This is a genomic window from Flavobacterium bernardetii, assembly GCF_011305415.1.
Taxonomy (GTDB): domain Bacteria; phylum Bacteroidota; class Bacteroidia; order Flavobacteriales; family Flavobacteriaceae; genus Flavobacterium; species Flavobacterium bernardetii.
In genome coordinates this window covers 21,479-39,294 of sequence record NZ_JAANOQ010000009.1, presented here as the reverse complement: position 1 = coordinate 39,294, position 17,816 = coordinate 21,479, and the positions used below count along the sequence as shown (strand labels likewise).

Annotated in this window: 17 protein-coding genes and 1 tRNA gene; 6 read left to right on the top strand and 12 right to left on the bottom strand. The window is 31.2% G+C overall.

Going from position 1 to position 17,816, the window contains the following annotated elements; genetic code table 11:
• Positions 1–92: 92 nt before the first annotated feature.
• Positions 93–1,436 carry an adenylosuccinate lyase gene (purB, locus tag G6N05_RS13940; RefSeq protein WP_166130890.1) on the bottom strand — a complete coding sequence of 448 codons (1,344 nt, stop codon included), beginning with the start codon at positions 1,434–1,436 and terminating at the stop codon, positions 93–95.
• A 176-nt stretch (positions 1,437–1,612) separates the two neighbouring features.
• Positions 1,613–2,290 carry an SIR2 family NAD-dependent protein deacylase gene (locus tag G6N05_RS13935; RefSeq protein WP_166130887.1) on the bottom strand — a complete coding sequence of 226 codons (678 nt, stop codon included), beginning with the start codon at positions 2,288–2,290 and terminating at the stop codon, positions 1,613–1,615.
• A gap of 161 nt (positions 2,291–2,451) precedes the next feature.
• On the opposite strand from G6N05_RS13935, the gene G6N05_RS13930 reads away from it, so the two are divergent.
• On the top strand, positions 2,452–3,126 hold the full coding sequence (locus G6N05_RS13930) for a TrmH family RNA methyltransferase (RefSeq protein WP_166130883.1): 675 nt from the start codon (positions 2,452–2,454) through the stop codon (positions 3,124–3,126).
• 3 nt (positions 3,127–3,129) lie between these two features.
• Positions 3,130–3,753 (top strand): hypothetical protein, encoded by a 624-nt coding sequence (locus G6N05_RS13925; RefSeq protein WP_205729767.1) that lies wholly within the window; start codon positions 3,130–3,132, stop codon positions 3,751–3,753.
• Between the two features lie 103 nt (positions 3,754–3,856).
• Here G6N05_RS13925 and G6N05_RS13920 read toward each other — a convergent pair whose 3' ends face one another.
• From G6N05_RS13920 to G6N05_RS13885, 8 genes are all read right to left on the bottom strand, one after another.
• Entirely contained in the window at positions 3,857–5,500 is a 1,644-nt protein-coding gene (locus tag G6N05_RS13920) for a serine hydrolase domain-containing protein (RefSeq protein WP_166130877.1), read from the bottom strand.
• Between the two features lie 146 nt (positions 5,501–5,646).
• A complete protein-coding gene (locus G6N05_RS13915) occupies positions 5,647–6,336 on the bottom strand; it encodes a LytR/AlgR family response regulator transcription factor (protein WP_166130873.1) in 690 nt (229 codons plus the stop codon).
• Positions 6,329–7,366 (bottom strand): sensor histidine kinase, encoded by a 1,038-nt coding sequence (locus G6N05_RS13910; protein ID WP_205729766.1) that lies wholly within the window; start codon positions 7,364–7,366, stop codon positions 6,329–6,331. The genes G6N05_RS13915 and G6N05_RS13910 overlap by 8 nt, the downstream gene beginning before the upstream one ends.
• Before the next feature lie 170 nt (positions 7,367–7,536).
• Complete coding sequence (locus tag G6N05_RS13905) at positions 7,537–8,301, bottom strand: carboxypeptidase-like regulatory domain-containing protein (RefSeq protein ID WP_166130870.1); 765 nt, start codon at positions 8,299–8,301, stop codon at positions 7,537–7,539.
• A gap of 273 nt (positions 8,302–8,574) precedes the next feature.
• On the bottom strand, positions 8,575–10,593 hold the full coding sequence (locus G6N05_RS13900; protein ID WP_166130866.1) for a DEAD/DEAH box helicase: 2,019 nt from the start codon (positions 10,591–10,593) through the stop codon (positions 8,575–8,577).
• A 118-nt stretch (positions 10,594–10,711) separates the two neighbouring features.
• Positions 10,712–11,293 (bottom strand): non-canonical purine NTP diphosphatase, encoded by a 582-nt coding sequence (locus G6N05_RS13895; RefSeq protein WP_166130863.1) that lies wholly within the window; start codon positions 11,291–11,293, stop codon positions 10,712–10,714.
• A 111-nt stretch (positions 11,294–11,404) separates the two neighbouring features.
• Positions 11,405–11,803 carry a hypothetical protein gene (locus G6N05_RS13890; RefSeq protein WP_187003033.1) on the bottom strand — a complete coding sequence of 133 codons (399 nt, stop codon included), beginning with the start codon at positions 11,801–11,803 and terminating at the stop codon, positions 11,405–11,407.
• Between the two features lie 91 nt (positions 11,804–11,894).
• Positions 11,895–12,914 carry a quinone-dependent dihydroorotate dehydrogenase gene (locus tag G6N05_RS13885; RefSeq protein ID WP_166130857.1) on the bottom strand — a complete coding sequence of 340 codons (1,020 nt, stop codon included), beginning with the start codon at positions 12,912–12,914 and terminating at the stop codon, positions 11,895–11,897.
• A 215-nt stretch (positions 12,915–13,129) separates the two neighbouring features.
• Here G6N05_RS13885 and ygiD point away from each other — a divergent pair, with 215 nt between their 5' ends.
• Positions 13,130–13,960: a 4,5-DOPA-extradiol-dioxygenase gene (gene ygiD, locus G6N05_RS13880; RefSeq protein ID WP_225875180.1), complete on the top strand. Its 831-nt coding sequence runs from the start codon at positions 13,130–13,132 to the stop codon at positions 13,958–13,960.
• Between the two features lie 32 nt (positions 13,961–13,992).
• On the opposite strand, the gene G6N05_RS13875 is transcribed toward ygiD, so the two are convergent.
• Both G6N05_RS13875 and G6N05_RS13870 read right to left on the bottom strand, forming a co-directional pair.
• Positions 13,993–14,400 carry an ExbD/TolR family protein gene (locus G6N05_RS13875; RefSeq protein WP_166130851.1) on the bottom strand — a complete coding sequence of 136 codons (408 nt, stop codon included), beginning with the start codon at positions 14,398–14,400 and terminating at the stop codon, positions 13,993–13,995.
• A complete protein-coding gene (locus G6N05_RS13870; RefSeq protein WP_187003034.1) occupies positions 14,390–15,103 on the bottom strand; it encodes a MotA/TolQ/ExbB proton channel family protein in 714 nt (237 codons plus the stop codon). The genes G6N05_RS13875 and G6N05_RS13870 overlap by 11 nt, the downstream gene beginning before the upstream one ends.
• Positions 15,104–15,229: 126 nt before the next feature.
• Between G6N05_RS13870 and G6N05_RS13865 the strand changes: the two genes are divergently transcribed.
• The 3 genes from G6N05_RS13865 (at position 15,230) to G6N05_RS13855 (ending at position 17,810) form a co-directional block, all read left to right on the top strand.
• Entirely contained in the window at positions 15,230–16,444 is a 1,215-nt protein-coding gene (locus tag G6N05_RS13865) for a bifunctional folylpolyglutamate synthase/dihydrofolate synthase (RefSeq protein ID WP_166130848.1), read from the top strand.
• A gap of 79 nt (positions 16,445–16,523) precedes the next feature.
• Positions 16,524–16,598 (top strand) — tRNA-Val (locus G6N05_RS13860).
• A gap of 510 nt (positions 16,599–17,108) precedes the next feature.
• Complete coding sequence (locus G6N05_RS13855) at positions 17,109–17,810, top strand: outer membrane beta-barrel protein (RefSeq protein ID WP_166130845.1); 702 nt, start codon at positions 17,109–17,111, stop codon at positions 17,808–17,810.
• Positions 17,811–17,816: the final 6 nt, after the last annotated feature.

Here is a 17,816-nt window from a genome sequence, read left to right as displayed (position 1 = left end):
GCAATCACAGGTATAACAAAAAAAAATCCCGCCAAAATGAATTAGCAGGATTTCTGTTTATTAGATTCTGAAACAAGTTCAGAATGACAAAATTATATACCCAAATAATTACTTGGCGTAATCGCTTTTAATTCTGTTTTAATATCGTCAGAAACATTTAACGTTTCAATAAACGCATGAATTGAATCTTTATTGATAACCGTATTTGTTCTAGTCAAATCTTTTAACGCTTCGTATGGATTTGGATAGCCTTCTCTACGCAAGATTGTTTGAATCGCTTCTGCTACAACTGCCCAGTTTTTCTCTAAATCTTCAGCGAATTTTGGTTCGTTTAACAACAATTTATTTAAACCTTTCAAAGTCGCTTCAAATGCAATAAGTGTATGTCCGATTGGCACACCGATATTACGTAAAACCGTACTATCTGTTAAATCACGTTGTAATCTTGATAAAGGTAATTTCGCAGATAAATGTTCGAAAATCGCATTCGCAATTCCTAAATTTCCTTCCGAATTTTCGAAATCAATTGGGTTGACTTTATGTGGCATTGCTGAAGAACCGATTTCACCAGCTTTGATTTTCTGTTTGAAATAGTCCATGGAAACGTACGTCCAAATATCTCTATCTAAATCGATTACTATCGTATTAATACGTTTTAAAGCATCGAAATAGGCTGCAAAATGATCGTAATGTTCAATTTGAGTCGTAGGAAACGAGTGACGTAATCCTAAAGTTTCTTCAACAAATTGAGATCCGAAAGCTTTCCAATCGTGATTTGGATACGCTACTTTGTGTGCGTTATAATTTCCAGTTGCCCCACCAAATTTAGCGGCAAAAGGCACATTGAATAACAAACGCATTTGCTCTTCAATTCGTTCTACGAAAACTAAAATTTCTTTTCCTAAACGCGTTGGTGAAGCGGGTTGTCCGTGCGTACGAGCTAATAATGGAATGTCTTTCCATTCTGTAGCCAATTCTTTTAATTTTTGTACAATTGCAATTAAGCTTGGTAAATATACATTTTCAAAAGCTTCTTTTGCAGAAAGTGGAATCGCAGTATTATTGATATCTTGAGACGTTAATCCGAAGTGGATGAATTCTTTAAAGGCTTCTAATCCGAATTCGTCAAATTTCTTTTTGATAAAATATTCAACCGCTTTTACATCGTGGTTGGTTGTTTTTTCTGTTTCTTTAATCCAAAGTGCATCTTCAGTTGAAAAATTTTCATAAATACCTCTCAATTTTCCGAAAAGGTTCTTATCTACACCTTGTAATTGTGGCACATTATATTCGCACATAGCGATAAAATATTCTACCTCAACTAAAACTCTATATTTAATTAAAGCTTCTTCAGAAAAATAAGCGGATAATGATTTGGTTTTACCTCTGTAACGACCATCAATTGGCGATACGGCATTTAATTCAGTTAGTTGCATGATGTTGTGTTGTTATTTAAGGCGCAAAAGTACTTTTTTTTTGCCACAAAGTCGCAAAGTCGCCAAGGATTTTTTTTGATTTCCTGCAAGGTTTCCAAAACCTTGTAGGTATTTTTCTTTACTATATAAAACCTACAAGGTCCAAAAAAGACCTTGCAGGATTTCGTAATTTTGCCTTATAATTTCTCTTTCAAAATCTCCATGCCTTCACTCGCACTCATGGGTAAAACTTCTAATGGATTAGCTAAATCGTAAATGGTTGCTGGATTCGGATCGATATAATAAACTGGAACGTGAGATTTCGCATAATGCATTAAACCTGCAGCTGGATATACTTGTAACGACGTTCCGATGATAATGACAACATCAGCTGTTTGCATGTGTGGAATCGCTAAATCTATTGCAGGGACTTGCTCGCCAAACCATACAATATCTGGTCGTAATTGTTCTGCATTTTCGTTTACATCTCCCAAATGAATATCGGTTTCCCAATAAATACTTTCATTTTCTGAAAACTCACCACGTACTTTTACCAATTCGCCATGCAAATGCAAAATGTTTTTACTTCCAGCACGTTCGTGTAAATTATCTACGTTTTGAGTAATAATTTGAATGTTGAAATTTTCTTCTAACTCGGCTAAAATTTCATGACCTTTATTCGGTTGAACTTCTTTCAACTGCGCACGACGTTTATTATAAAAATCCAAAACCAAAGCTGGATTATTCTTCCAACCAATTGGCGAAGCAACTTCCATAATATCGTGATTTTCCCAAAGTCCGTTTGAATCTCTGAAGGTAGAAATTCCGCTTTCGGCACTCATTCCTGCTCCTGTTAAAACTACTATTTTTTTCATATTCTTTATTTGAAGCTATTTCCCGCTATTCGCTATATCTTTTTATTTTATTCCCTTAGAAAGCACTTCAAAAAACTCAGAGTAAAATCGCAACTAACAAAATAAAAAGGATGCCGCTACTATCGGGGCTAATTTTTTATATTTGCAGTAAATTTAAGAAAATGCCAAAAAACAAACTCGCTTTATTAGAATATTTAGAGAACTTCATGTCTGAAAACAGAAAAAACAGATTTATAGATGTGCTAAAAAACAGAACTAATCATTTTACGATTGCTATGGAAGATGTGTTTCAATTGCACAATACCAGTGCAGTGATGCGTAGTTGCGAGGTTTTTGGAATTCAGAATTTACATATTGTAGAGCAACGTTACGGAAAAGCCATTGACAAGCAAATTGCCATGGGTGCCGAAAAATGGGTAGATATCAATCAGCATCACGACATGAAAAGCTGTATTGCGAGTTTAAGAGCACAAGGTTATCAAATTATTGCTACTACACCACATAACGAATCTTGCATGTTAGATGAATTTGATGTGACTAAAAAATCAGCGATATTTTTCGGAACTGAGATTGATGGGCTTTCTGAAGAAGTAATGAAAGAAGCAGATGGTTTTATAAAAATTCCAATGGTTGGTTTTACCGAAAGTTTAAACATTTCTGTATCGGCAGCTTTAGTGATTCAAGACATAACGAATAGAATGCGTCATACAGATATTGCTTGGCAATTAACCGAAGATGAAGTATTAGAAAAACGTTTAGATTGGACCAGAAAAACGATTAAAGATATTGATTATATTGAGAAGCAGTTTGTGGAAGAAGAGCCAAGTAAATTCTAAGTTATGAAGAAACTATCACTATTGGTTTTGCTTTTATTTTTTGTTTCATTTAAACAAGACAAATCTTTACAAAATTCAGAGATCAAAAAAGATACTTTAAAAACAAAGAGTTTCACAAACTTTGATAAAAAGACAAATAAAGAAACTACTGAGGTTTTAGACTTTTTCTTAAAGAACAAAACTGACGCACTTAAACATGTAAAATATATTTATTACAAAAGTGAATATTTTAATTATAAAGAAAACAAAAAAGACATTCCTGGTCACATGAAATATTCTAATTATTTTGTTTTAAATGATTATGAAACTACCATGCATCAAATAGAGAATATTAAAAAAGATGAAAAAATACCTCATCTATTCTCATATAAGCAAATATACATAGATAGATTTGAGAAAAAGTACAAAGTAAATCCTGAGGAATACTGGCAGAAATACGAAAAGGTATTTGGAAAAAATGGTTTTGCAACTATGTCAAAACCATTATTTTCAAAAAATCTTCGATTCGCATACATAGAAATTTCTATACATTGTGGAGAATTATGCGGAGAAGGTCTTCATTATTTTTTAGAAAAAAAAGAAAACAATTGGGTAATTATAGAAAAAGGTTGTGATTGGGTTTCTTAATTCCTCTTCAAAACTTTATAATCATTGTACGAAGTCGCCAAAGCATCTAATACTAGTAAGTCACTTGCTGATATAATAAAGTTTCTATAATAATTACATTTTATTACTGTTTTTTTTCAAACCACAAATCCCGAATTCTACTCATCGTAATAGTTAAACCCGTAATACTTCCTTTTTTGTTTCTTTTATATTTTGAAACAGCCATTCCTGACCAACTCAAAACATCTTGTTTTAAAATTTGAATGTCAAATTCGCCAAAACGACTATGATATCCAATTAGTTTATCATCTTTTAAACTAATAGTATAATAAGTTTCTAACTCAGAGCTATAAAACGTTCCTGTATATTCTTTTAAGTCTTCTACTAAAAGTGGTTTATCCACGTATTTTTCAAAAACATCTATTGAATTGTCTGCGGAAATCAATTTCATTGTATTCGTTTTGATATCAAATTTTACAAGCAACTTTTCATTAATACCTCCCATTTGAAATTCAGTTGATGTAATAGGAATTAATGGTGATTTTTTATTGTTACTACGCAAATACCATAAGGTATTATTTTCTACATAAATTTTTCGAGAATAGTTATTCTTATCACTCCAATACATTCCTTCATATTTTTTTAAAACTTCATTATTTAGGGTAATGGGCTTAATTTCTTCCGGATAGGTTTCAGAAAGTAATTTGCTTTGCAAAAAAAGTTGGCTAATTTGATCAGCTGTTTTTGATAATTGATTGGATGCAAAATTGGATAGTATTATAATTTCTAAATTATCATCAGGATAACTATACATTACGGATCGAAAACCTGCAATAGCACCAGTATGTTGAATTCTATGATTTCCGAAAAAATCGTCCACAAAAACTCCAAAACCATAATTGTTTTTTTGACCCGAATTTAAAACATCTACAGTTTTAAGCATTTCGAAAGCACTTTTCCAATTCATCGAAGCTTCATTAAAATTTTTCATCCATTTTAAAACATCTTTACTTGTAGAATATACATTTGAAGCTCCATATGTTAAATCGTTGTTCTCAACATAATTAAAAACTGAAGGTTCGATTTCTGAGTAAGAAGTTGCTACTTTTGAAACTACATTAGAACTGTTTTCTTCTATAAAAGTAGCATTCATTTGAAGCGGCTGAAAGATTTTTTCCTTCATCCAACTTTTAAAATTCTGTTTTGAAACGTTTTCAATAATTTTCGCAAGTAAAATATAACCTGAATTAGTATACATATATTCTGAACCCGGTTCAAAATTCAATGCCGTTTGTTTTGTTAAATAACGATAAAAATCTTCATTTGAGATTGCATCACCATCTCGCCATCCAGCAAGTCCAAACAATTCCGGAGAACTTCTAAACCCACTCGTATGATGTAATAAATGCCTAATAGTTATTGGTTTTCCAAAATTATTTAGTTCCGGTAAATATTTTTTAATATCGTCATCAATAGATAACTTACCTTCCATTTGTAATAAAACAATTCCCATTGCGGTAAATTGCTTTGACATGGAACCAATATTAAAAACACTTTCTGAAGTATTTGGAATTTTATATGAAATATTTTCTAAACCATAGGCTTTTTCAAAAACCGTTTTATTGTTTTGAGTTACCAGAACAACACCACCTGGACCGTTTAAATTTTCCCGCATTGAAAACAAACCATCAATGTCGTTTGTTATATTTTGACTTGTTACTGAAAATGTGGTAAATACTGTGAAGTACAAAAAAATTATTTGTTTCATTTTTTTAGATCATTAAGTTAATAATGAAACAAATGTGAAGATTTACAAAGTAGTAGAAAACTTAATTATGCAAACTCCTTTTTTATGTCTGCAAAATAAGAAATTTTGCAAAAAGACAAATTTTAAAATAGTATAGATTTATAGTTTTAGCTTTTAATTTGCGAGAAAAAATGATCGCGGTACGTTTCTGAAATGGGGATAATTTCTTTTGAAATTTTTATTCTGCTTCGTTCGATTTCATCAATTTTACTGATGGCAACCATATACGATTTGTGTACACGACAAATTAAATTTGCAGGAAGAAGCTGTTCTAATTCAGAAAAATTTTGAAGTGTCATTATTCTTTTATTTATGGTATGAATTCTTCTATAATCTCGCATTCCTTCAATGAATAGAATTTCATCAATATTGACTTTTTCTAATCGACTCTCGGTTTTAATAAAAATAAATTTAGAATTTAATTCCTTGTGATTAACCAAATTATTATCTTGAATTTTATCCACAGCCTGCAAAAATCTTTCAAATGTAAAAGGTTTTAATAAATAATCTGTAACGTTAAGTTCATACCCTTTTAAAGCATATTCTGAATAAGCGGTTGTGATGATTACCTGACAATTTAATTTGGAATTTTCCAGCAATTCAATACCTGACAACTCATCTAAATTGATGTCTAAAAAAAGTAAATCTACTTTATTAGATTTTAAAAACGCTAATCCTTCCAACGCATCATCAAATGTGGCTAGCAAATTTAAAAAAGGTGTTTTCTCTACAAAACCCTTAGTTTTTTCTAAAGCTAAAGGTTCGTCTTCAATGATGATACAAGAATATTTAATCATTCGCTAAGGTTAAATTTACTTTATAAGTGTCGTTTTCTTTTATAATGGCTAAATTATGTTTTTTTGGGTACATAAGTTCAATTCTCTTTTTAATCAATTCGTTTCCTAAACCATTAAATTCTGATTGAAATGTTTTGTTTTCGTTATACTTGTTTTCGCATTCAAATACTATTTTTTCTTTCTCAATAACTAAAGAAACCGTTATGGCATTTTCCGTTTTTTTATTACTTACATGCTTGAAAGCGTTTTCTATAAACGGAATAAAAAGCATTGGTGAAACAGAATGATTTGCAGCTTCTCCTTTTACAATGAAATTTACAAAATTATCATTAGAAGTTCTAATTTTCTGCAAAGCGATATATTTTTCAATATATTCAATTTCCTTAGTTAAAGCGATTTTTTCTGTTTTAGTTTCAAACAACATAAACCTTAAGATGTCTGATAATTTATTCAGGTATTCTGAAGCCAGTTGCGCATCTTTAAGTAGTAAGATGTCGATATTATTAATGGTATTGAATAAAAAGTGAGGATCTAATTGTGATTTCACTAAAGCCAATTCAATTTGATGGTTTTTAAGATTAAGCGTTTCTTTTAATTGTATTTCATCATACCAAGTAATAAATCCTTTAATAATTACACTCATAGTACCTGCAAATAATCCAATAAGTGACATGGTTATAATTTCAGCAAAAAAAGAGCTCCAACCTCCTTCAAACATAAAAATTTTCCCAAATATTAAGGTCAAAAAAAAACCTCCAACAAAAGCGGAACCAATAGAAAACAAAATGCCATAAACAAAGGAAAGCCCAATTTTTCTTGTTTTGACATACTTAGGAAAAAGATAAAAATAGAACAGATAAAATGCACTAAAAGATGGAATTACCACAAATGGAATACCTACTTTAAGAATATTCTCAAAATTTGGTCCTGAAGAAAACCCTTGAGTTGCGGCAGCAATAATAACCAATAGTAATAAAAAATAAGCTAGCCAGAAAGCTGTGTGAATCAAATAAACAATTGACTTTTTCATAATAAATAGATTAATTTTTTAATTATTTCAAAAGTCTTGGTTTGTTTCATTAGTAAAAAAAGTATTATGCAAATTAGGATATTTCATCTGCGAAATGGAAATATTATAGTTGATTTTAATTAAAAACTAATGTAATTAGAACCAATTTAGTATTTCAAAAAAACTACAGATTATTTTCTCTTCAAAACTTTATAATCGTTATATGAAGTAGCCAAAGCATCTAATACTTGTAAGTCGCTTGCTGTGTTGATAAAACTTCTTGAGTAGTTACATTTTTCTAAAATCTTATCAATTTCATTTTTGTCTAATTGTAATAACATCACTAACGATTCTCTGTCAGTTTTTTTACTTAAAATGGCTGCGAAATTGGCATCGTTTTTCAAATCCATTAGCTTCTTCAAATCTTTTTCTTTCGAATTAAATAAAGAATACACTAAATCTACCGGATTGGATAAGGCTTTCATTAAATTTTCAGTTGCATTTTTAGCTTTCATTCCTGGTTCGTACCCTAAGTTTAAACCTGCAATGTTGTATCGGTAATTTTCATTAACTGGAATTAACTTCGTATCAATTTCTAAATAACCCGTTAAATTATAACTTGTTACCACAACGGTTTCAATTTCGTTTACTTTTTCACTTAACAAAATCGTTTTGTTTCCAGAAAACCATTTTTGATTAATTTCCACCTCAGCATAATTATACCCTAAATGAGAAAATAATAATTTATCATTCATGTTTGCTGTAATTTCAAACTCTCCATTTTCAGAAGCTAAAACTACAGAAGAATTATTCTTATTTACAATCGTAACTTGTGCAATTGAAGCATTTGTTTTAATATCCGAAATCTTTCCTTTAACTTTTAATTGTAATGAATCTGTTTGAGAAAACCCAAAAATAGAAATGAAAAGCAAAAATATGTAGATTATTTTTTTCATTGTGAAAATATATTTCAACAAAAATAAGATTTAATTTTCAATGTTGAATATTGTTAACATAAGATTATAAGACTTTTTAAACATGTAAGCTTAATTGGTTTGATAATATTATTTCAGCAAAAGGGTTCTCGATACTTTTTTTTGAGTATCTCATTCTAAAAATGAGATACTCAAAAAACACTCGAACTGACGATTTCAAAATACTCAGCAGTTAAAATAAAAAAATCCCGAAACGAATAAACGAATCGGGATTGATATATTTAAACTAATAAATTAGTCATTTGATCTTCTTGGTGATCTTTTTGCTCCTTCAAATCCAGAACTTCTTCTTTCTGTTGAACGACCTTCAGATGATGAACGACCTTCACCTCTTCTTCCGCTATCGCGAGAATCAGATGATCTTCTATCACTTCCACCAGTTGATGATGTTCTTGGTCTGAAACCACTTCCACCTTCACGGTTTCCGCCTTCTCTGTTTCCACCTTCACGGTTGAAACCACCTTCGCGATTTCCACCACCAGAATTTCCTCTGTAACCACCACCTTCACGGTTTCCGCCACCTGAGTTTCCTCTGTATCCACCGCCAGAATTTCCTTTGTATCCACCTGAGCTTCCGCCTTCACGTCTTCCTGAGAATCCGCTTCCGCCAGATCTTCCACCACTTCTTCCGTTATGGTCTCTACGTCCACCACCATCATTTTTAGAAATTTCAACGTTAATTTTTCTACCGTTCATATCTGCGGCATTTAAAACTTCCATTACTTTTTCTGATAAACCAGCATCGGTATTAAAGAAAGAGAAACCTTCTTTACAGTCTACTTTAAATACGTCATCTTGACCTACTTGTAAAGTATCACGTAAATAATCTTTTAAAGACATCCAATCGTAATCATCTCTTGTACCAATATTGATAAAGTATCTTACAGTTCCATCAGATGGAGCCGATTCTCTACTTGATGAACCACTGTCTTGAGACGCTAAATCTTTAGTTTTCTTGTAATAGTTTAAGAAACGATTAAACTCTACAGAGATTACTTTCTTAATTAATTCTTCTTTAGGAATGTCTTGTAACAATTCCATAATTGAAGGCAAATAATTATCGATAGCGTGATCTGTTTCTGTATCTTTAATTTTGTTAGCTAAGTGTAATAACTGAATTTCGCAAATTTCCATTCCAGAAGGAATTGGTTTTTCTTCGAATTTAGTTTTGATAATTCTCTCGATTGAGTGAATTTTTCTGATTTCACTTTTTGTAATAATTACAAACGAAGTACCTGATTTTCCGGCACGACCTGTACGACCTGAACGGTGCGTATACGTTTCAATTTCGTCTGGTAATTGATAATTGATTACGTGAGTAATGTTGTCTACGTCAATTCCACGAGCTGCAACATCAGTCGCAACAAGCATTTGGATTTGTCTTCCACGGAACGATTTCATTACGCCATCACGTTGTGCTTGCGATAAATCTCCGTGTAATGCAGCAGCATTATAACCATCTTCAATTAATTTTTCTGCAACCGCTTGTGTATCTCTTTTTGTTCTACAAAAAATTACCGAAAAGATATCTGGATTCGCATCAGCTAATCTTTTTAATCCTTCGTATCTATCACGTGCATTAACTAAATAATATTCGTGAGAGATGTTTGCTGAACTAGAGTTTTTATGTCCAACCGTAATTTCTTGCGGGTTTCTCATAAATTCTTTAGCGATTCTAGCTACTTCTTGCGGCATTGTAGCCGAGAATAACCATGTGTTTTTGTCTTTTGGCGTGTCTGATAAGATACTTGTAATATCTTCATAGAAACCCATGTTTAACATTTCGTCTGCCTCATCAAGAACACAGATGCTGATGTTTTTAATATTCACCATGCCTCTGTTAATCATATCTTGCATTCTACCCGGTGTAGCCACAATTACTTGTGCTCCTCGCTTAATATCACGCGCTTGATCATGAATACTCGCTCCACCGTATACTGCAACAGTATATAAACCGTCGATGTATTTTGAGTATAATTTAATCTCGTTTGTAATTTGCAAACACAATTCTCTTGTAGGAGAAAGTATTAAAACCTGTGTTTGCTTGTTGAATGGGTCAATTTTTTGGATTAGCGGAAAACCAAAAGCTGCGGTTTTTCCTGTTCCTGTTTGGGCAAGAGCGACGATATCTGTGTCATCTTCCAATAATAGTGGTATAGCCTTCTCCTGTACTTCCGACGGGGTTTCGAATCCTAAATCACTTATTGCTTTTAACAACGACTCGTTTAACCCTAATTGCTCAAATTTATTCATTATATATTTTTAAATTGGGTGCAAAGGTAGGATTTAATTTTGGATTAAACTAATTTGTTTGTAATTGATTTTCAGAAAGTTACGATAAAGTAATAGCTTTTTAACAATGAATTTACAGTTACTCAGATAAATTAGAAAGAAATTTTATCAATTTTTGTACCGCAATTCCTCTATGACTAATCACTGCTTTTTGTTCCATAGTCATTTCTGCAAAAGTAGTTGAAAATCCTTCTGGCTGAAAAATAGGATCGTAGCCAAAGCCCATATTTCCTGACTTTTCTGTAGTGATTTCGCCTTTTACAATGCCTTCAAACAAATGTTGTTCGTTATTAACATTTAAAGCTATAATGGTTTTAAACTGCGCTTTTCTATTGGTTTGAGAAGCTAATTTCTCTAAAACCAAATTCATATTGTCTTCGGCGTTTTTCTGTTCACCTGCATAACGCGCCGAATATACGCCTGGTTCGTTATTCAAAGCTTCTATTTCTAAACCTGTATCATCAGCGAAACAAGGTAAACCGTAATTCTCCGTAACATAATTGGCTTTCAAAATCGCATTCCCTTCAATAGTTTCAGCCGTTTCCGGAATATCCACAAAGCAACCAATGTCTTCTAATGAGACAATTTGAAATTGCGAACCGACTTGCTGCTGAATTTCAGCGATTTTATTTTTATTGTTGGATGCGAAGACTAATTTCATGTTTATAGGGACGCGGATGACGCGGATTTGGATCGATTAAACTGATTTATTTATTGGAATGTTTATTTATTGAAACACAGATTGGAGAAATTATATTAATTTTAGAAATCTTTATAACATTTGTTGTTCTTCAAAATCGCTTTCCTCACTTTTTAATTTTTTAATTTTACTTTCTAATTCAGAAGCTATATAAAAATAGATTGAACAAAACATTAGAATTACACAAAACCAAGAAGACAATGAAAAAGTATTGTTTTGTTTTAATGCTTTTATTTCTAAATCTTTATGTTTAATACTTTTCGATAATTGATCATAAAAAGAACCTGTATCGTTATTAACAACAAACGCTTGGTAATAACTTATCTTTTCTTCTAACAACTCATTTACATTTTCTAAATTTTCATAATCAGTTTTCATTTTCACAGAAATAAAAACCAATGTTCCTATAAAAAATAAGTACAGAAATAATTTTAACGAAATTAAAAACTTTAAACTTTTATTCTTCAACATTTTTTTATAAAGTATTACATTTTTAATAGTCTAACAAAGCAACACAATTTAAATCAATTTCTCCAATTTCTCCAATCTGTGTTGCTTAATATTAATGTGCTTTCAGTATTTTTTTATTAATATCTTTAATCAATTGCGGACCTTCATAAATAAATCCCGTATATAATTGCACTAAACTCGCACCAGCGTTTAATTTTTCGATAGCATCATCAGCAGTATGAATACCACCTACTCCGATAATTGGAAAGGATTTATTGCTTTTTTCTGATAAGAATCTGATAACTTCTGTAGAACGTTTTGTTAATGGTTTTCCAGATAAACCTCCAACCTCAACTTTATTTTCAGACGTTAATCCATCACGAGAAATGGTTGTGTTGGTTGCGATTACACCTGCAATTTTAGTTTCGTTTACAATATCAATAATATCTAATAATTGTTCGTTTGTTAAATCGGGAGCGATTTTTAAAAGAATTGGTTTCGCTTTAACTTTTATGTTATTCAAATCTTGTAACGTTTGCAATAATTTTGTCAAAGGTTCTTTTTCTTGAAGTTCACGTAAATTTGGCGTGTTTGGAGAACTTACATTTACCACAAAATAATCTACATAATCATATAATGCATTGAAACAAATCACATAATCATCTGTAGCGTTTTCATTTGGCGTGACTTTATTTTTTCCAATATTTCCACCAATTAAAACACCTTTATTTTCTTTTAATCTTACAATTGCAGCTTCTACTCCGCCGTTATTAAATCCCATTCGGTTAATAATTGCCGAATCTGATTTTAAACGAAACAATCTTTTCTTAGGATTTCCGTCTTGTGGTTTTGGAGTTAGCGTTCCGATTTCAATAAATCCGAATCCGAAATCAGATAATTCATTGAACAATTTCGCGTCTTTATCAAATCCTGCTGCTAATCCAACTGGGTTTTTAAATTTTAATCCGAAAACTTCTCTTTCTAAACGTTTGTCTTCTACTACATAAATAGCATTGATAATTGAAGTAACGAATGGTATCTTAGAAATAAATTTCACCAATGAAAAGGTGAAATAATGCACTTTTTCTGGATCGAAACAGAAAAGAATTGGACGTAAAAGTAATTTATACATAATATATGTTGAGTTGTTATGCAAAAGTAATTTTTAAAGACAGATTACACAAATTTTCAGAAATTAAAATAGTACTGCTATCCAAATTAGACTTTATATAAATTTTAACTTTCCAATGAATTTATTTTCATACATTTGTATATACAAATATTAATTAAGTCATGAATCGAAAACAATTTTTAGGACTTTTAAGTTTGACACCAATATTATATGCGATGAGAACAGTAAACGAATTATTTAACTATAAAGACATTTTGCCCAATACTGTAAAAATGCCAGTTTTATTTTTAGGACACGGCAGTCCGATGAACGCAATTGAAGAAAATGAGTTTGTTACTGGTTTTAGAAATATTGCCAAAACGATTCCTACTCCAACTGCGATTCTATGTATTTCGGCACATTGGTTTACCAAAGGCACAAAAGTGACTGAGATGAAAATGCCGCAAACAATTCACGATTTTGGTGGTTTTCCGAAAGAATTGTTTGATGTGCAATATCCTGCAAAAGGTTCTCCTGAATTAGCACAACTGACCAAAGAATTAATTCTTCCAACTGAAGTGGAATTGAATCACGATTGGGGATTGGACCACGGTGGCTGGAGTGTAATTAAACATTTGTATCCTGAAGCAAACATTCCAGTGATTCAAATGAGTATTGATTATAGTTTAACTGGTCAAGCACATTTTGATATGGCTCAAAAATTACAATCGTTAAGAAACAAAGGAATTTTAATTATTGGAAGTGGAAATATTGTGCACAATTTACGAATGGTAGATTGGGCGAATTTCGATAAAGACAATTATGGTTTTGATTGGGCGATTGAAGCCAGAGAAAAAATCAATAAAAATATTATTGATGGCGATTTTGCGAATTTAATCAATTATCAAAAACAAGGAAAAGCCTTTGATTTAGCTATTCCAACTCCAGATCATTATTTACCTTTATTATATACCTTAGGTTTGAAAAATGAATCGGAAAATATTCAGCTTTTTAATGATAAACTTCTGGCTGGTTCGTTGAGTATGACTTCTGTGAAGATTGGGTAAAACAAAAAAAAGAGTGATTTCTCACTCTTTCATTAATTTTTAGCATTTGTTGCTAAAACAAATTTTATATTGTTTTTAACTCCAATTTGCATAACATCAACTAAATCTTGAACTTGAAAATTGTAAGGCATTCTAATAACTACTGTAGCTTCTTTATTATCACCTACTTTTATCAATAAATCCTTTTCTAAATTTTCATAACTAACTTGTTGCTTGTCAATAAAAAAAGTTTTAGAATCAACTTCGCCAGTGACGGAAATTGTAATTAATTGTTTATTTGTTTTTTCATTCGTTTTCGATTTTGGCAAATTTAACTTTATTACATTCGGATTCGCCAATGTAGAAATGATTAGAAAAAACAACAGCAAAAAGAACATGATGTCACTCATTGAGGACGCATGTACTTCTGCATGAAATCGTCTGTTTCTTTTAATTGCCATTTGGTCGCTGAATTATGTTTACAAATTCTAACACTTGTTTTTGAACATTTAACATGAAATGATCAATTCTTCCATTCAATAAATGGTAACCGGCATAAGCAATTAAACCTACGATTAGTCCAGCTCCAGAAGAAATCATTTTTTCATATAAACCTCCAGAAATATTTCCAATACTAATATTTTCTGTGATAGAAATACTATAGAAAATTTTAATTACACCACCAATTGTACCAACAAATCCTAAAGTTGGCGCCATACCAGCAATTAAACCTAATTGTCCCATTTTACGTTCCATTTCACCCAATTCAATTTGAGCCATACGTTCCATGTTCGATTCAATTTCAGAAATAGGTCTTCCGATAGTTAAAATCCCTTCTTTTACTACTCTTGCTGTAGCATTATTTACTCTTTCAGCAGCACCGATTGCCAAATTCATATTTCCACCATTTAAATGAGTGCGAACTTCTTTTAGAAGAAAGTCGTCATTTTTGGTAGTTTTACTAATATATAAGTAACGTTCTACAATTAAATAAATGGTATAAAACAATAATATAATAATAGGAATAAGAAAAAAACCACCTTTTAAAATAAATTCTAAAACTGATATTCCTTCAACAGGAGGTGGAGTATTTGCGCCATTTGCATTAGTCACAGCTTGTGCTACTGTATCTACAACAGTAGTTTGTAAAAAAAATCCGATCATAAGTAATACTATTCTTAATTAATTTTTTGAAATTTGCACTAAAGATACATTTTTCTATAAAGTATAAAACTAAAAAAAACTGTTTTTATTTTGTTGGAAGTCGAAATTCTTTAAAATAAGTACAAAATGACCTATAAAGAAACTATAAATTGGCTTTTTAACCAGTTACCCGTGTTCCAAAACATTGGCGCTTCTGCCTATAAAAAAGACTTGACAAATACTTTATTATTAGTAGAGCATTTAAATCATCCGGAAAGAAATTTCAAAACCATTCATGTTGCTGGAACTAACGGAAAAGGCTCTACAAGTAGTATGATTGCTTCTGTGTTTATGGAAGCAGGTTATAAAGTTGGTTTGTATACTTCACCACATTTAAAGGATTTCCGTGAACGAATTACGATTAACGGAAAGATGATTTCTAAAAATTATGTTCATGAATTCGTAACCAATCATAAATCGTTTTTTGAAAATACCGAATTAAGTTTTTTTGAAATGACAGTTGGATTGGCGTTTGAATATTTTTCTGATAAGAAAGTTGACATTGCTATTATTGAAGTTGGGATGGGCGGCAGATTAGACTCTACCAATATAATTACACCTTTACTTTCTGTGATTACGAATATCGGAAAAGATCATACGCAGTTTTTGGGTAACACCTTAGAAAAAATTGCTTTTGAGAAAGCTGGTATTATCAAACCAAACATTCCTGTTGTAATTGGAGAATATACTTTGGAAACAAAACCTGTGTTTTTGGAAATAGCTAAACAAAACCATTCTGAAATTCATTTCGCTCAAGATAAAAAGCACCCAGATTATCCTTGCGGACTTTTAGGCGATTACCAATTGAAGAATAAAAAAACCGTAATTGAAACGTTTAGAAACTTGAAATCTGACTTTATTATTTCCGAAGAAAACATCAAAAACGGAATTTTAAATGTAGTCCAAAACACAAATTTACAAGGAAGATGGCAAGTTTTACAAGAAAATCCGAAGGTAATTTGTGATACGGCACACAACGCACATGGACTTGAAATTGTAATGAATCAATTAAAAAAGGAAAAAAACAACCAATTACATATTGTCTTGGGTGTGGTAAATGACAAAGATTTAGATTCTATTTTGCCATTATTCCCGAAAAATGCGATTTATTACTTTTGTAAACCAAAAATTGAGCGTGGTTTATCTGCAAAAATTTTACAAGAAAAAGCAGCAACATATAATTTAAAAGGAAATATATACAACTCTATTTCAATTGCTTATAAAAAAGCGCTGGCCAATTCTGACGTCAAAGACCTTATTTATATAGGCGGAAGCACGTTTGTTGTTGCAGAAATAATTTAATTTTTTTACGATTTTATTTGCAATTACGAAAAACTGCCTTATATTTGCACTCGCAATACGGAAGTAACGCATTTTATTGGGGCAATTAGCTCAGCTGGTTCAGAGCACCTCGTTTACACCGAGGGGGTCGGGGGTTCGAACCCCTCATTGCCCACAGATTTTAAAAACACTCCTTTTGGGGTGTTTTTTTTTATATCTAATTTTAAGATTTATTGTGTCCAATTTAACAAAACAGACAATATTAAAAAAAAACAAAAAAAAGCTAATTTGAAGATTAAGTAGTTTTTTTATCTACAAAAATAATATTCTCCTTTAAATTCCCTCAAAGAAATTAAAATCTCAAAAGTCAACAAAAAACTACTTCATTTTACAGCCACGAAACGAGTAAAACCAATAACTTTTACCGATAATAATCACAAAAATCCCTATAATTGTTAACAAAAAACAGCGGAATCAAAAATGGGTTTTCCCGAAAATGTTAATAACTACAAGACTAAAAAATATGTATTTCACAAAAAACCCCTATTTACAACACTTTTACAACACATTGACCTTCAGTACTTGTTCGTGTAAATATTAAAAAGAATGTTAATAACCTCAAAAAAACGCATGCATATTTAAAAAAAACATTTTATATTTGACCCATAACTTTAAAAAAAACAAAATGAAAAAAGTATTATTTACTGTTGCGGCAGTAATGACATTTGGTTTGATGAATGCTCAAGAAGTAACTACTACTTCAGCATACAAGCCAGTAAAAGGAACAATTGCTACTGAGGTAGGTTTAACAGGTGGTTTAAACAACACTGATTTTGACTTAAACACAGGAGTTGTTAAATTCAGATACTTCTTTAAAGACGATATGGCTTTAAGATTAGGTTTAGGAATTAACTCAAACAAAGAAGAAACAGTTATTAATCCAGACCCAACTAATCCTGGAACTTTAATTAACAAAAACTCTAATAACTTAGTTAATTTAGGTATTGAGAAGCATTTTGCTGGTTCAGATAGATTATCTACTTATGCAGGTGCTGATTTATTAATCGGATTCAATGGTGCTTCAGGTGAATATACTGAAAACGGATATTCTTACGAAATTGATGGTGCTCAAATTGACCCAGCTACTGGAGATCCTGTTGGAAATGCTAGTACTCAATTTGGTTTCAGATTATTTACTGGAGCAGATTACTACATTACTAAAAAAGTATTTTTAGGTGTTGAAGCTGGATTAAACTTTTTAGCTAGTTCACAAAAAGACATCGTAATTTCAGAAACTGGATCTGAAAACGAAAATATCCCTGGAGGAAAATCAGGTGGTCTTTCTACTAACGTAGTTGGTGGAGTTAGAATTGGTTTCCAATTCTAATCATAA